This is a genomic window from Chryseobacterium sp. JV558, from assembly GCF_033712365.1.
GTDB lineage: Bacteria > Bacteroidota > Bacteroidia > Flavobacteriales > Weeksellaceae > Chryseobacterium.
Genome location: NZ_WJHU01000003.1, coordinates 464,977 through 480,566, shown reverse-complemented (window position 1 = coordinate 480,566; position 15,590 = coordinate 464,977). Strand labels below are relative to the sequence as shown.

Sequence of the window (15,590 nt, the reverse complement as noted above, 5' to 3'; positions counted from 1 at the left end):
ATACTGATTTTCAGTGGCTTGTAGTGGGTTGGTGGGGGATTGGTTTCTTTTATCCTAAGTTTATAACTACATTTCTGATTTCAGAGCTCTTTGAAACCTCACGATTTGTAACTTGTTTGTTTAAATCACTGATTCCTCCGGATATCTTTTTGGGTTTTAGATGTATTTTAGTTTTCTCGTTTGTATCAATTAAAAACCTATCTGAAATTTGCTGGTAGAAATCCATATGTTTACTTGAAAACTTTTCTTTTAAATACCTTACTAAATAGTAAAACTCGTTCAAGTTGTTTAGCCTTACGATTATTTTATCTTCGCCATTGTAATTAATATTTAATATCTCAAAAAAGGAGTCATTAGTAATAGAGGTGCTCAATAATTCATATGCTTTAAGCTCGGTATATAGCTTTGTAATAAACTGTAGGTCTAAACCAAAGATAGTTCTAAGGTTGTCAACTTTAATAGTAGGATTGATGTACTTATCATATTCATCATTAAGCATATGTATAATTCCTGTGTGTGCATTATTGATGATATTAATAGTAATTCTCTGAATCTTATTTAAAGGAGTATTAAAATCATCTTTACCAGCTAACTTTTCTGTAAATCGAGAAATACAATTCTTTAGGGAGAAGATTGTATTCTCATAGTACATCTTTTGGCTCAGTTCTGTATTATAGGCACTAAAGTTATAGGCAATAGTTGTAATGAAATCCTGCTGATAGTATTCTATTTCTGAAACTAACAAGGTTTCATACTTTTGAATTATGAAATTAATATCAGGCTGAGAGAGAAACTGTTCAAAATTTATACCTGGATAATCACAATGCTCTGAATCTCCTTCAATAGATTCAACATCATTTATTATTAGGTAATATTTTTCTTTAAGTTCGATTTCATTATCCTGAAAGTTTATTTTAGAGATAATAAAATTATTTACCTTTTCAGGTGTGTCTATAAAAATCATAATGTGAATTATTGATTAATAATTTTCTTAACTTTTTGAACCGTTCCCAAGCTAACATTACACAACTTTGCTGTATCTCTCAAAGATTGTCCTTTCTTAAGATACTTTACAACCTCTTTATACTTATCTAAAACCTGTTCATCACTTTCAACTGAGCCTTTAACTCTACCTTTGTAAACACCTTTTGCTATAGCAAGTTTTATGCCCTCTTGTTGCCTTTCCAGTAAGGTTTCCCGTTCCATTTCAGCTATATTTGCCATCACCGAGATAATTAATTTAAAAGCTGAATTAGGCTTATTATTAACTAGGCTTTTCAACCCTAAATTATCGACTTCTAAAGTTATTTTCTTTTCATTTAGAAACTCTAAAGTAGCTAAAATATCAAATAGGTTTCTTCCTAGTCTGTCAATAGCATGCACCGAAATATAATCTATTAAACCAGCTTCAATATCTTCAAGCATCTTTTTGCCCTCTGGTCTTTGGCTGAATGGTGTAGCTCCACTAATGATGTCAATATAAAGCTTTTCATTAGGGTGGCTTTTATGTAATTGTCTTGCCGTATTCTGGTTTCCAGTAGAAACCCTCATATATCTTGCTTTCATTTGATTATAGTATAAAGCACCCTGATAACAGGGTGAAAGTTTATTATTAATTTCTGAAATAATGTCCGTTTGAGCATGCATAGTCAAGCATGAAATTATATGCTGTTTTTTCCCAGTCTATGAAGATGTACGAGGGTAGATTTTCAGGAATACTACCATCTTGTTCTAACATTTCTTGTGTAAAGTCTTCATCTGAACTAAATTCACCAGAATAAGAATCCGAGACCTTATCTAAAAGCTCCTCTGTATCTTTACAATAGTTGCCAATACAATCTACGTAGGCTTCAATGATTTCAAATTCTAAGCCTGAATCATTGATTTTCTCTGCAATCTCATAGATGTCATTTGAAATGTGACTTTCACATATTAAACCCTGATTGATAAAGAATTTTGGGAATTCATAATCCTGAAACATAAATTCGGGGTATTCTTCATCTTTGTGAAGTTCTATCATAGCCTCGTAAAGCTCGTTGTAATCTGAATAATCTGAAAGATTGAGCCATTGTCCAAAGATGCTTCCGTTGTTGTACTTTGCATAAGTGCCACAGTAAACGGCACAATTGTCGAGACAATTTTGTAAATTTGCCATAGTCGATAATTTTAAGTAAGAGTTAAAATTTATTGATATGCCTAGTGATACGCCAATATTACTAGGCTTTTTTATTTAAAGTAAATATACAAAACCTTTTTCATTGTACCAAATTTAAGGTAGGTATTTTTGATACATTTTGAAACTTTTATATCATCGTTTTTAATGAACCTTTTATGTGTCGCATTTAGACTTTAGTCTAAAATTAAAACAACTTTGAGAGATAGTGTTTTATATAGCTTTTTTTTGTCTTTTTTTGTCGGGGGGGATAACCTAAATCGAAATTGATAGGGGGTGATGTAATCTGTATAGGTGGGCAGGTTATCTACATTTTGTGTTTTCTTATTTTATAGGTATCTTTAGCTCTATTATTAACTATAATTACTAATTACCATGGCTAACAAGGACATCTTTATAAACAATAAACTTTTTCCAAAAGCAAGCGATATTTTTTCATTGTCAGGTTCACCCGTTTCTTTGGTTAAATCCAAATGCTTATTCGTCCTTGATACAAATGCTTTAGTCTTACCATATACTACTAGCTCTGAAAGTGTTGATGAAATAAAGAAGGTATATACTCAAATAATTAAAGAAAAGAGATTGTTTGTTCCTGGTCAAGTTGCACGAGAGTTTGCAAAAACGAGACCTGAAAAACTAAAAGAACTATTCTCAAAATTAACTAGAAAGCGTAGTAAGACACAAAATCTATACGATGGTAAATTCCCTTTGCTTAATGGGCTACCGGAGTATGATGAACTAATAAACCAAGAAAAGGAAATTGATAAACAGATAAAAGAGTATAAACAAAAAATAGGAGCAATAATAGAACATGTAAGAAACTGGTCTTGGGATGACCCAGTTAGCCAAGTTTACAAATCCTTATTTAAAGAAAATGTTGTGGTTGATATAGAGATTAATGAAGCCGAAATAGAGGCTCAGTTAAAATTTAGATATGACCATAAAATACCTCCAGGATTTGAAGACGAGAACAAAGGAGATAAGGGTATAGGTGATTTGTTAATTTGGTATACCATCTTACATTTAGCAGAGGAATATAATAAAGATGTTGTATTCGTTTCAGGTGATGAGAAAAAAGATTGGTTTTATCAAAGCGAAGGTCAAGCTTTATATCCTAGATTTGAACTAATTACAGAATTTAGAACTAAAGCTCCCAATAAGTCTTTTAACATAATTAAACTTTCTGAACTCCTAGGTCTTTTTGGAGCAAATGATGATGTAGTAAAAGAACTTGAAATTGAAGAACAAGAACAGAATCTTCATGAAATTGTTTTAAATGATATAGTTAATAATCATCAAACTCATAGTGATATTGAGCAGAAAGTTAAAATGTGGTTATTAGAGAACAATGCGGGTTCCTATGTAATGTCCAATGAAAGTGGATTTCCAGATATTATATTAAGTGATGATGATGGTAAAGAGAGTGGCGTTGAAATTTTATACGTCACTAGGCTTGATTCATACTTGAGAAAAAGATTGACAAGGATGTTGAGTAGTTCAGTTCAACATGCTAGACTTCTTGCTTATAAAAAATTATTGATAGTGGTGGTTACTGGACCAGTAGTAATGATGGAGGGTATAAATGAGATTATTACAGAAATGAAAAGTAGATATGATTCTAAAGATTTGGAGATAGAAATATTATTTGGTTACATAAATAAAGTAGACATGTTTACAAGATTGATTTAACTATATTTAGTTTTAATATTAATAATATCAGCTCTTAAAGTTTCAAGCATTTTTTTATTTCATCAATATCATTGCTGGGAGTTTCTAGCTCTTTTGTGTTGATGCTTCCTGCAAACTCCCAAATCTCTCGAATGTCTTTCCATTCAATCTCATAGAGGAACTATGTTTTTCGGTACTTGGATTGATGCTGAAGGCGAATACTTTGATACTGCCCATTTTGCTGATTGCCTTGAAAAATATCCATTTCAAGGAGGAGGTTGTTACTTGCTTCTAGGAACCGTTGAGGTTGATTTTCATTTCCCTACAGTAACCATTAAAAAAATGGCAAAAATGCCCTTTATTCCAGACCCAAGATACTCTCTTGACAAAGAGATGGCTCAAAGAGTTCAAACTAACATTAAGGAAGATATTAGTATGACATATAGAAAGCCATATCCACAAGAGCAAGAGATTGGATTACCCAGACATAAAATGATTTAATTACGGGTTTCCGTATTTTAAAAACATTTTTACAGCTTAACTTGTTGCATCGCAAAATAATATGTAATATTAAAGCTTATTTCACACAAGAGTGTTAAGAGCTCTTTATAAACATAGATAGATGATATCATATTTAATTGGTAGTGTAATAGTTGCCACAGCGGTTGGGTTAATTAATAACGCTGTTAAAGATAAAAAGGAAAAAAGACTAAAAGTCAGAAAAGAAAAAGAGGAAAAAGAAAAACAATGTAAGTCTTTTCAGATAATTCTCCCAAGAATAAACATTGCTATTACTACTTTTAAACAATTATTAGATAATAATAATGGTTACTTCTCAAACTATAAATTTATCAGCTGGAAAGCTAGACATGAAGAGATATTAAAGAATCCCTTACTCCAAAAACCATTCAAGAACATTGGGCTGTCTTCACAAGAAGAAAATGAAATTGAGTTTTTTTTGGATATATCAAAGAATGGAGAAAGTCTTCGTACAAAATTTAATGATAATTTTTTAAAGTTTGAATTAAAGGAAACACAATTGCTTCTTAGTAATATTGATGGTGGAAAATCACTTGATGAACAACAAAGAGAAGCCATTATTCGTGATGAGGATAATAGCTTAATTATTGCTGGTGCTGGATGCGGTAAGACGACAACAATAATGGGTAAGGTTAATTACCTTAATAAAAGGCTTAAGGTTTCTCCTGAAGAGATTTTACTTATCTCATTCACAAAAAAAAGCGCAGAAGATTTAGCAAGTAAGGTAAACATTAAAGGAATTGATGCTAAGACATTTCATAAGCTCGGCTTAGACATTATTAAAGATGTGGAACAATCTAAAGCATCATTGTATGACCAAGACTCTAAAATTTTCATAAAGAACACCTTTAAAGCACTTTTAAGCAATGAAAAATACTTGAACATACTGACAAAATACTTTATAGGCTATATTAAGGTAAGCAAAAGTGATTTTGAATTTAAAAATCAAGCAGAGCACATCCAGCATTTAAAAGACCAAAATTTTAGACCATATAAACAAGTTGAGGTTAAAGTTAATGATAAGATTACTGTATTAAGAGAAATTGTAAAGAGTCAGGAAGAATGTAAAATAGCTAATTTTCTTCTATTTAATGGTGTTGAATATCAATATGAAGAACCTTATGAATTAAGTACGAGGAGTTTAGATTATAGGCAGTATACTCCTGATTTCAGTTTATACCAAAATGGTAATAGAATATATTTAGAGCATTATGCACTTGATAAAAATGGAAATGTCCCACTTTTTTTTGCTAATGAAAATGTAAGCCACGCTCAGGCTAGAAAAAACTATCACGCTGGTATTGATTGGAAAAGAAGTACTCATGAAACAAATAATACAACTTGTATCGAAACGTTTAGCTATCAGTTTCAAGATGGTAGTTTTGAGGATAAATTAAAAGAAAGCTTACAATCTCACGGATTTAAACTTAAGCCTCTATCTGATAAAGAAAAATGGGATATAATTCATAAGAATGCATCAGATGAGGTTGAGTCTTTGATTAGCCTATTTAACACTTTTCTAGGTCTGTACAAGTCTACTAATCTCACACTTGACGAACTGCAAAATAGAATTAAAACTAAAATAGGTTTTGAAAGACAAAGGTGTGCATATTTTGTTGCATTATTTTATCCTCTTTATCAAGCTTACGAAGCCATGTTGAAAAGGAAACAACAGATTGATTTTAGTGATATGATTAATACAGCTGTACACTATCTTGAACGAAACAAATATATACACCAATATAAGTATCTCATTATTGATGAGTTTCAAGATATTTCTACGGGAAGATACAAATTGGTAAACGCTTTTAAAAAGCAAAAAGATAATGTTAAACTTTTTGCTGTTGGAGATGACTGGCAATCAATATATCGCTTTACAGGTAGTGATATTAGCTTGTTCAATAAATTTGATGAGTATTTTGGATTTACTCACACCTCAAAAATAGAAACTACTTACAGATTTGGTTTACCAATGATTGATATTTCTGGGAAGTTTGTTATGAAAAATCCAGCTCAAATTGCAAAAAACCTTAGGAATAAGATGGAAACTCAGTCAGATATGGAGATATTTTATACCTTTTCTGATGATAATGATGATACCGAAGCTTTAGAAGAGGCAATCAATAAAGTGATTCAATCTCAGATTTCAAGTAAGAGCAGTGAACCAACTGAGAGAGAGTTGGAACAGATTTTATCAAGGAAATATTATTTATTAGGAAGATATAACCATGATTTTAATAGGATTAAGGTTGAACAAAATAAGTTTAAAGTAATCAGAGAGAATACCTTAGAGTATAGCTATAGCGAGGCACTAAAAATTGAATTGGAGTTTTTTACAGCACATAGGTCAAAAGGTTTAGAAGCAGAATATGTATTTGTATTAAATTGTAATTCAGGAAGACTCGGATTTCCGTCTGAAATGTACGACGACCCAGTATTGCTGCTTTTATTAGGTGATTCTGAAACATATCCTAACAGTGAAGAAAGAAGGCTATTCTATGTGGCATTAACTAGGGCAAAAGTAAAAGCTTCTTTAATTGCGAATAAAAAGTTTGCTTCAAAATTTATACTTGAACTTGAAAGCACCCTTGAGAAAAAAACAGATAAAACAAAAAAGTGCCCACGATGCTTGTCAGGTGACTTGATTTTAATTACTGGTAAGCAGTCTGTCTTTTGGGGCTGCTCGAACTTTCCAATTTATGGATGTGAATATAAAAAATGGCTTACTAATGCCCAAATAAAAATGCTTAAAAACTAATAATCTCAATGAATTTAAATGAAACAAAGTTTGCTTTTAATCAGGCGTTAAGGGTTATGCTTGAGAATGATAGGTCCTTGTTAGAAAGAAATCTATCCGAAAGAAGTATCGCTCATAGATTGGGCGTTTATTTGAATGAAACATTTCCATTATTTAATATTGATTGTGAATACAATGGAGATGTTGACAGCGAAGGGCTTAGAAAAATTCTCAATATTCCTCGAGAGATAATGGAAGAATTAGCTGTAAGGAGTATTAATGATAATGATACATATAATATTTTCCCGGACATAATTGTTCATGAGAGAGAAACAAACGAAAGAAATCATTTAGTGATTGAGATAAAAAAGACTAATTCTTATCAAAAACTAAGGGAATATGATTTAATTAAATTGAAAGAGTTTACAAATCAATATCGATATAATTTAGGAATATATCTGGAGCTTGGTACTGGTAGGGCTACTGGAGCTTTTGAAGTCTTATATTTTCAGAATGGAGAACAGAAAGAGGAGGAACAGCTTTTAGATTTCTGATAAAAAATACATAATCGATTAATTAACTTTTTATTACTTTAGATATTTAAAGAACTACCATCAAAACTATTAATCATAGAAATCAAGACAAATTTGGAAACATTAGATATTTTAACTCCAAAAGAAACCCCCAAACTTACAAACCATGACATTTTGTTTGGAAAACCTATTGCTCCAAACCAGAGATTAGGAATTTTGAGTGATGATGAATTCGAGGATATTGTAACTGAGTGGATTTTTGAATACTTAAAATCAAAATATACAAGTATTAGGAGATGTGGGGGAGCTGGAGATAAAGGCAGAGATATAATTGCCTGGATTGACGAAAGAGGTGGAAAGTGGGATAACTATCAATGTAAACATTATGGAAGTAAATTAACTCCTACTAATTTTTATGTAGAACTGGGAAAGTTATGTTACTACTCTAAAAAGGGAGACTATACTATTCCTGAAAAATACTATATTGTTAGCAGGAATGGAGTTGGGACCACATTGGGAGATATGATTGATAATCCTGAAAGTTTAAAGATAGCATTGATAAAGAACTGGAAAGAGTATGTTGAAAAAAAGATTACCTCCAAAGAGAATATTAAATTAGAGGGAGAACTAAAAAAGTATGTTGAAAGTTTTGATTTTAGTATTATTGATACGATTGAACCTCATGAGTTTATCGAACAATTTAAAGAAACAAGTTTTTACTGGTATCGGTTCGGAGGTCAAATTCAGAAATATAGAAATCAAACTATAGTTCCTGAGATTATTGATTCAGAAGCTGAAATGAGATACATACAACAGCTTCTTATGGCCTACAGTGATGTTGCTAATGTAAATATTACTTCTGTTGAGGAGCTTGCTCAATTTATTCCTTATAAAAGTCATTTTGATATGCAAAGAACAAACTTCTATTCGATTGAAACATTAAAGGAGTTTGAAAGAGACAATTTGCCACCAGATTCAACAGCTTTTGAATCCTTTAAAAATGAAGTACTGACAGCTGTTTTTACTAAATATTTAAATAATTATAATAATTCATTTGAGAGGTTACAGTCTGTACTAGAGCATAGTAGTTTATTGACGCTAGCATCCAATCCTTTATCTGTTACATTAAATGTCATGGATAAACATGGAATTTGTCATCACTTAGTTAATGAAAATAAGTTATCGTGGAAATTGTAAATAATATTTTTGAAAAGGAAGGTGGAAATGTTTTTAATACACCATTGGAAATTGGACTTCGAGCACTTTTTATATTGGATGCAATGAGCCCAAAGGATTATGACTTAAATACATTAGTAATATTTGACTATTTTCTTTTGAATTCAGGTGACTTTCCCAATGGTCCTAAAAGTATACATCCAGGTACTCCACATCGCGGAGCGCAATTAATCATTAAGCCAATGGTAATGCAAGATGGCTTAAACCTAATGACTAGTAAAGAGCTGATAAATATTAATTTTGGTATAAACGGTATAACATATAGCTCAAATGCTTTAACTAATAAATTTCTTGAATTTATTGATAGTGAGTATTCTAAAAGTCTAAAGCTTATATGCAATTGGATGAAAGAAGAATTTGGAAATTATGATATGACCAAATTACAACTTTTTGTTAAAAACAATATTCCTGATTGGGGAAGTGAGTTTATTTATGAATCATTAATAAGAGAAAATGTATAAATATAGATTTTACATTGAGAAAATTTCTGTTCAAGGAAGTAGCAAACGAAATGCAGAATTAACATTTGAGAGGGGGGTAAATATTATAAGTGGTTCCTCAGACACTGGTAAATCATATATCTTTAAATGTATTGATTATATGTTTGGGGCAGAGACCTTACCTAAAGATATTCCAGAGTCTCGAGGTTATACGGATATTTATATGCAAATAAAGACTTTTGAAGGAAAGGTGTTTACCTTACATCGAAGTTTAAAGAATATCTCCAATATTACTGTATCTGAGACAGTGATAGAGCATTTTTTAACTGCGGAAAAGCTGGTTTTGGGTACTAAAAATAATACTAGGGATGGAAATAATATATCGGAGTTTCTATTAAATCTTATTAATGTAGGAAATGTTTTGCTTAGAGTTAATAGCAACAACAAGACTAAAATGCTTAGTTTTAGGCAGATTGCTCAACTTACTATGGTGGATGAATCTAGGATTATCACTGAAGGGTCACCAGTCTATTTCTCAATGCATAATTATTATGATTTTACATTTGAAAAATCTGTTTTTAAATATATACTAACAGGAAATTCTGATAATGAATTAGTTGAAATTGAAGAGCCTAAAGTATTTCAAGGCCGAATAAAAGGAAAGCTGGAAGTAATTAGTACATTATTAGAACTTAAAAATGAAACGATTACTAAGCTAGTTGCAGATTCTAATACTATTTCATCAGGAGAACTACAGAAAAGACTGAATGATTTGCTTATTAAATTACAGGAGTCATCAGCAAAACTCAATGAGCTAACATCCTCAAGGAAAGAGTTATTTGAGCGTTTGAATACTTTGAAATCTGATAATCTTCGTTATTCAGAGCTGAATAAAAGGTTTAATTTATTAGTTGAACATTACCAAAATGACCTAAGACGATTAGAATTCATCTCGGAAGGAGAATATGTGTTTTCTCAGCTTGTCAGTACTTCATGCCCTGTTTGTGGAAATAGCTTTAATGAAAATCATATCAATTGTTTAAGTGATAAAAAAAAGGTCTCTTTTGCGTATTCAGTGGAGATGGAAAAGAGAAAAGTAAGTCTTAAGTTAAATGACCTTAAGCAAACTATCTCTGTAACGGAGCAGTCAATATTGAGGAATCGAGATGACATTAAGTTATTACAAATGGCAATTGATGAACTTAATCGTGATTTACATAATAATCTTTTACCAACCCAGAATAGATTTCAAGTGGATATTGATTTTCTATATCACCTAAGGGAAAGAGAGAATAAAATTGTTGCTTTAAATGAAGAAGTTTTATCATTAACTAGTCAGAGAAATAATTTTGAAAAAGAGCTTTTAAGCAGAACAATTACTAATATAACAGGTGTTGATATTGAGAACGAGGCATTAAGCAAATTTGTTTTGAATATCCAAGATATACTTAAGGAGTGGAATTATGAGAATGTGAACTTTGTAACATTTAATGAGGCTCATAAAGTTTATGATATCGAGATTTCAGGCCGTGCTAGAAGTAGTCATGGCAAAGGTGTTAGAGCTGTTGTTTATTCTGCCTTTATTTTGGGCCTCCTTGATTACTGTATTACTAACAACAAAAGACATCCGGGATTTGTTATCCTAGATTCACCACTTACTACCTATCATTCCACTCAATTAAGAGAGGATGGAGATGAGGTTAGTAGAGACTTACAAAATGGTTTCTTTACATATTTATCTAATATTGCCAATGATAGGCAAATTATTGTTTTTGATAATAAAACTCCTGCACCAAGTCTTTCGAAGAAGTTTAATTATGTGGAATTTTCAAAATTTGATTCAAATCTAAGAAAAGGATTCTTTTAAAAATCAGCCCCCTCATTCAAGTAAATTACTGATGTAGCTTTAGTCGGTGGTGGAAGCTATCCACAGCCAGGTGAGATTTCCCTTGCCCATAACGGTGTATTGTTTCTTGATGAAATGCCCGAATTTAAAAGAACAGTCCTGGAAGTGATGAGACAGCCTCTGGAAGACCGTGAAGTGACGATTTCAAGAGCCAGATTTACTGTGAATTATCCTGCAAGCTTTATGCTGGTAGCCTCTATGAATCCCAGCCCAAGCGGATTCTTTCCCGATGATCCTAACAACACCTCATCTGTTTATGAAATGCAGCGGTATATGAATAAGCTTTCAGGACCGCTTTTGGACAGGATTGATATTCATATTGAAGTACAGAAAGTAGAGTTTGAACAGCTTTCTGAAAAAAGAAAAGGAGAAAAAAGTAAGGACATCAGAAATCGTGTACTGAAAGCCAGAGATATTCAGAATAAAAGATACCAAAACCTCAATATCAGTAGTAATGCGCAAATAGGACCTAAAGAAATTGAGGCCTTTTGTGAATTGGATGAAACCTCTTTCGGACTCATCAAATTAGCGATGGAAAAACTTAATCTTTCGGCAAGAGCTTATGACAGAATTCTGAAAGTTGCCCGAACAATCGCTGACCTTGAGGAATCTGAGAATATCCTGTCCCATCATATTTCAGAAGCCATACAGTATAGAAGTCTGGATCGTGAATTCTGGAATGGATGATCATTCTGTACATGTATTTATGAAGAAAGAAACAAAGGTAGTAACGCTTTTTTAAATCATAACAGATTATAATTCAGTCTTTTTGTTATTTCATTTCTTTTACAATATCAATTTCAGGATGTGGTAGATGATAGTAATTATGTAACGCATAGGTTGATTTATTATGTTAAGTTTGATTACCAAATCATTAAAAATATTGCATTATGAAAATAAAATATTTAAATACAGAATAGTAGTCATCTTAGCTTCAAAAGAATAGGTCAAACTTGTTCTTCCATCTTTTCGATTGAAATATATAACTTTTAAACGTTGTTTGCGCTCGGCTCATGGAGCTGGTCGTTTCAAGCTTCTGTATCATTCGGTTTTTCCAAAACTATAATAAAACACATTTAGTAACTACACTGTGGCTATCTCGTATGCCCTTTTATTTCTGCTTTGATAGTTTAAAACGAAACTTACTGATGATAGAAGCTCACGATTACAAAATTTTTAACCAAATTACATTATTACTATGTCGAACATAATTCCCTCATTAGAAGCTTTATCAATAGGTACAGCTGTATTACTGTCATCTGAAGACAGAGAAAAACTTTTAAACGGATTCAATAAAACCGACTGGGACTATGATCATGAAGAAACATTAGAGTCTCTTTTCCGAAAACACGCACTCCTTCACCCCAATAAAACAGCCGTTGTTTTTCAGGATCAGGAAATTACGTACAGTGATTTAGATCAGAGAAGTAATCAGGTTGCCAATCTATTATTGAGCCGGGGAATCCAAGAAGGAAAATATGTTCCTGTCTGGCTGGATCGTTCTTTAGAATGGATTGTTGCTGTTCTTGGTGTGATCAAAACAGGTGCAGCATATGCTCCTATAGACCCCGCTTATCCTGCTAAAAGAGTAGAATTTATTCTTTCAGATACCGCTGCTGATATGATCATTACCAATCAAAATCTTTTAAACCTTCTACCCGAAAATGAAAGAACAAAAGTTTTTGATCTGAGCAATATGGAAAATCTTAATCATTTACCTTCAGATAATCTGGAAATTAAAATTCACCAGAAGAGCCTGGCATATACAATTTATACTTCAGGATCTACCGGAAAACCGAAAGGAGTAATGGTAAGTCATCATGCTATTCAGCATTTGGTAACCTGGCATAACCATTATTTTCATGTTGATCACAGCTCAAAACTGACTCTTGTAGCAGGACTGGCATTTGATATATCTGTATGGGAAATCTGGTCGGCTCTTACTTCCGGTGCCACCCTTTTTATAGCAGATAATGAAGATAGAACAGATGCGCATGCATTGGTAGATTATTATAGGAGAAATCAGATTACACACGGTTTTGTACCTGCTGTTTTGGCTCCCCCGGTCGTTCATTGTACCCGGAATTATAATGATCTGAAATTGAAATATCTCTTTACCGGAGGTGAAAAACTGAAACCTGTGCTTACTACGGAATTAAGCTACGAACTGATAGATTATTACGGACCTACGGAATGTACTGTATTTACAACATTTAAAAAAGTAAAAGATATCAATGGAGAATATGTCTCCTCAATAGGGAAGCCTATTGCCAATGCAAAAGCCTATATTTTAGGTGAGAATAATCAACTGCTGCCCGTAGGAGCTGTGGGAGAACTATGTATCGGTGGAAATGTTTTAGCAGATGGATATCTTAATAATAAAGGACTTACAGATTCTAAATTTATTGCTAATCCATTCAGGGAAACAGAAAAATTGTATCGCACCGGAGATCTGGCCAAATGGAAACCGGACGGCGATATTGAATTTCTGGGAAGAATAGATAATCAGGTGAAAATTCGTGGATTCCGTGTTGAATTAGGAGAAATAGAACGTACTATGATTCAGCAGCAAGAGATCAAAGAAGCCGTAGTCATTAGCAGAGATGCGGAAGGAAGTAGTAAATATCTGATTGCTTTTATCGTTTCAAAACCTGAAACTGAGAAAGATATTTCATCAGTTAGGAATGCATTGAAAGAAGAGCTTCCAGGTTATATGATTCCTGCCCAGATTATTTTTATAGATAAAATTCCGTTAACGGCAAATGGTAAAACAGATACTCAAGCTTTAAAAGATCTTGCAGATAAAGAGGCAAAAGAATTGATTTCATTGGAGCCGCCAACTAATGAGACAGAACGGATTGTTGTTGATGTCTGGTCTTCAGTATTGGAACGTCCAGTTATTAATATTACAGATAATTTCTTTGATATTGGTGGTAACTCCCTGTTGGTAGCAACCGTTGCCGTGGCATTACAAAGAAAGCTGGATATGAAAGTATATCTGCGGGATATGTATCAGTTTCCGGTATTGCAGGAGCTTTCGGAAGCTCTTATAACCAGATCCAGAGAAACAAGAGAAGCTGTTCCAATGGAAGATGTAGAGCCTTATGTTGCCTTACAGAAAGATGTTTATCTCGCTCCCGGAACTGTTTTTGCAGGTGGATTTGATCCTAAACAAGTAGAAAATCCAACCACAATATTTTTAACAGGAGTTACCGGATTTGTAGGAATTCACCTTTTGCAGGAGCTTCTGGATACTACAAATGCTGATATTTACTGCCTTGTAAGAGCTCAGGATCCATTTCATGCAATGGAAAAGATAGACAGATGCTTTAAACAATATCACATTCCTCAAAAAGAAGAACAGAAATCGAGAATTCTTCCGATCATTGGAGATCTGGCATTGCCTGCATTGGGATTGCCCGATGAAATATTCACAAAACTGGCAAAACAAACCGATCTGATTTACCATTCCGGAAGTTCAGTAAATTTCATTGAACCTTATTCTTACATGAAAGCTCCAAATGTAGAGGGATTAAGAGAAATAATCAAATTGGCAGGGGCAGAAAGGACGAAATGCCTTGCTTTATTATCCACCATTTCGGTATACAGCTGGGGACACGTGTTTACTGGAAAAACACTGATGATGGAGTCCGACGATATTGAACAGAACTTAATGTCAGTAAGCAAAGACATTGGCTATGTAAGAAGCAAATGGGTAATGGAAGCAGTAGCAGATCTGGCCGCAAAAGAAGGGCTGCCATTGATTACTTATCGTCTTGGATATGCCATGTGCCACAGCGAAACAGGAGCAAGTGCCTCCTATCAATGGTGGTCCGGATTGGTGAAAAACTGTATAGAATTCAAATCTTATCCAGCATTGACTGAGCTTAGAGAAGGTCTTATCACAGTAGATTATATGACGAAATCTATGGCTCATATCACCAAAAATAAAGAGGCGATAGGAAAAAAATTCAACCTGATTGCCCGCCCGGAAACCAATCTTACGCTGGAAGGATTTTTCGAACTTATGAAAAAGTATTATCCTTTTACCCTGAAAGATCTTCCTTATAAAGAATGGAGAAAACAGTGGGAAGATGACAGTAAAAATCGTTTGTATCCGCTGACGAGTCTTTTCAGAGACAATATGCATGAAGGTTTATCTACCGTTGAGCTTTATCAGAATACCTACATATGGGATTGTTCCAACGTGATTCAGTTCCTGGAAGGCTCGGATATTCAGGAACCTGTATTTGATAAAAAAGTACTGGATTCCTATTTGACATACCTTGGAATTCCGGTTGAATAATATTTGATCATTGAAAGAGCCCGAACAGATTCTGCTTGGGCTTTTTAATTT

10 protein-coding genes and 2 pseudogenes are annotated in these 15,590 nt (G+C 33.0%); 9 read left to right on the top strand and 3 right to left on the bottom strand.

Features of this window, described 5'->3' with window-relative positions:
• Positions 1 to 49: 49 nt before the first annotated feature.
• From GFU89_RS13070 to GFU89_RS13060, 3 genes are read right to left on the bottom strand one after another with little or no spacing between them, the layout of a single operon-like run.
• Positions 50 to 964, bottom strand: a complete 915-nt coding sequence (locus GFU89_RS13070) for a hypothetical protein (protein WP_318847540.1) — start codon at positions 962 to 964, stop codon at positions 50 to 52.
• Positions 965 to 972: 8 nt separating this feature from the next.
• Positions 973 to 1,647, bottom strand: a complete 675-nt coding sequence (locus GFU89_RS13065) for a recombinase family protein (RefSeq protein WP_318847539.1) — start codon at positions 1,645 to 1,647, stop codon at positions 973 to 975.
• Positions 1,613 to 2,155: an antirestriction protein ArdA gene (locus GFU89_RS13060; protein WP_318847538.1), complete on the bottom strand. Its 543-nt coding sequence runs from the start codon at positions 2,153 to 2,155 to the stop codon at positions 1,613 to 1,615. Before GFU89_RS13060 ends, GFU89_RS13065 begins: the two co-directional genes overlap by 35 nt.
• Before the next feature lie 393 nt (positions 2,156 to 2,548).
• Here GFU89_RS13060 and GFU89_RS13055 point away from each other — a divergent pair, with 393 nt between their 5' ends.
• The 9 genes and pseudogenes from GFU89_RS13055 to GFU89_RS13015 all read left to right on the top strand — a co-directional run bounded on the left by GFU89_RS13055 (position 2,549) and on the right by GFU89_RS13015 (position 15,539).
• Positions 2,549 to 3,862 (top strand): PIN domain-containing protein, encoded by a 1,314-nt coding sequence (locus tag GFU89_RS13055; RefSeq protein WP_076551607.1) that lies wholly within the window; start codon positions 2,549 to 2,551, stop codon positions 3,860 to 3,862.
• A 153-nt stretch (positions 3,863 to 4,015) separates the two neighbouring features.
• Positions 4,016 to 4,342, top strand: a pseudogene (locus tag GFU89_RS13050) (DNA polymerase III subunit alpha); the annotation flags it as partial.
• 121 nt (positions 4,343 to 4,463) lie between these two features.
• A complete protein-coding gene (locus GFU89_RS13045) occupies positions 4,464 to 7,139 on the top strand; it encodes a UvrD-helicase domain-containing protein (protein ID WP_318847537.1) in 2,676 nt (891 codons plus the stop codon).
• 8 nt (positions 7,140 to 7,147) lie between these two features.
• Entirely contained in the window at positions 7,148 to 7,672 is a 525-nt protein-coding gene (locus tag GFU89_RS13040; protein WP_318847536.1) for a hypothetical protein, read from the top strand.
• A gap of 93 nt (positions 7,673 to 7,765) precedes the next feature.
• Positions 7,766 to 8,848 carry an ABC-three component system protein gene (locus tag GFU89_RS13035; protein ID WP_318847535.1) on the top strand — a complete coding sequence of 361 codons (1,083 nt, stop codon included), beginning with the start codon at positions 7,766 to 7,768 and terminating at the stop codon, positions 8,846 to 8,848.
• Positions 8,836 to 9,348, top strand: coding sequence for an ABC-three component system middle component 2 (locus GFU89_RS13030; RefSeq protein WP_318847534.1), 513 nt, complete (start codon positions 8,836 to 8,838; stop codon positions 9,346 to 9,348). Before GFU89_RS13035 ends, GFU89_RS13030 begins: the two co-directional genes overlap by 13 nt.
• Positions 9,341 to 11,194, top strand: a complete 1,854-nt coding sequence (locus GFU89_RS13025) for a hypothetical protein (protein WP_318847533.1) — start codon at positions 9,341 to 9,343, stop codon at positions 11,192 to 11,194. The genes GFU89_RS13030 and GFU89_RS13025 overlap by 8 nt, the downstream gene beginning before the upstream one ends.
• Before the next feature lie 24 nt (positions 11,195 to 11,218).
• A pseudogene (locus GFU89_RS13020) lies at positions 11,219 to 11,920 on the top strand (YifB family Mg chelatase-like AAA ATPase); the annotation flags it as partial.
• A gap of 511 nt (positions 11,921 to 12,431) precedes the next feature.
• Positions 12,432 to 15,539 (top strand): amino acid adenylation domain-containing protein, encoded by a 3,108-nt coding sequence (locus GFU89_RS13015; protein WP_318847532.1) that lies wholly within the window; start codon positions 12,432 to 12,434, stop codon positions 15,537 to 15,539.
• The last annotated feature ends 51 nt before the right edge of the window (positions 15,540 to 15,590 follow it).

What these genes read in the sequence shown, in the direction of transcription:
- GFU89_RS13070 (WP_318847540.1), bottom strand. Translation starts at nt 964, where the DNA reads ATGATTTTTATAGACACACCTGAAAAGGTAAATAATTTTATTATCTCT.
- GFU89_RS13065 (WP_318847539.1), bottom strand. Translation starts at nt 1,647, where the DNA reads ATGCATGCTCAAACGGACATTATTTCAGAAATTAATAATAAACTTTCA.
- GFU89_RS13060 (WP_318847538.1), bottom strand. Translation starts at nt 2,155, where the DNA reads ATGGCAAATTTACAAAATTGTCTCGACAATTGTGCCGTTTACTGTGGC.
- GFU89_RS13055 (WP_076551607.1), top strand. Translation starts at nt 2,549, where the DNA reads ATGGCTAACAAGGACATCTTTATAAACAATAAACTTTTTCCAAAAGCA.
- GFU89_RS13045 (WP_318847537.1), top strand. Translation starts at nt 4,464, where the DNA reads ATGATATCATATTTAATTGGTAGTGTAATAGTTGCCACAGCGGTTGGG.
- GFU89_RS13040 (WP_318847536.1), top strand. Translation starts at nt 7,148, where the DNA reads ATGAATTTAAATGAAACAAAGTTTGCTTTTAATCAGGCGTTAAGGGTT.
- GFU89_RS13025 (WP_318847533.1), top strand. Translation starts at nt 9,341, where the DNA reads ATGTATAAATATAGATTTTACATTGAGAAAATTTCTGTTCAAGGAAGT.
- GFU89_RS13015 (WP_318847532.1), top strand. Translation starts at nt 12,432, where the DNA reads ATGTCGAACATAATTCCCTCATTAGAAGCTTTATCAATAGGTACAGCT.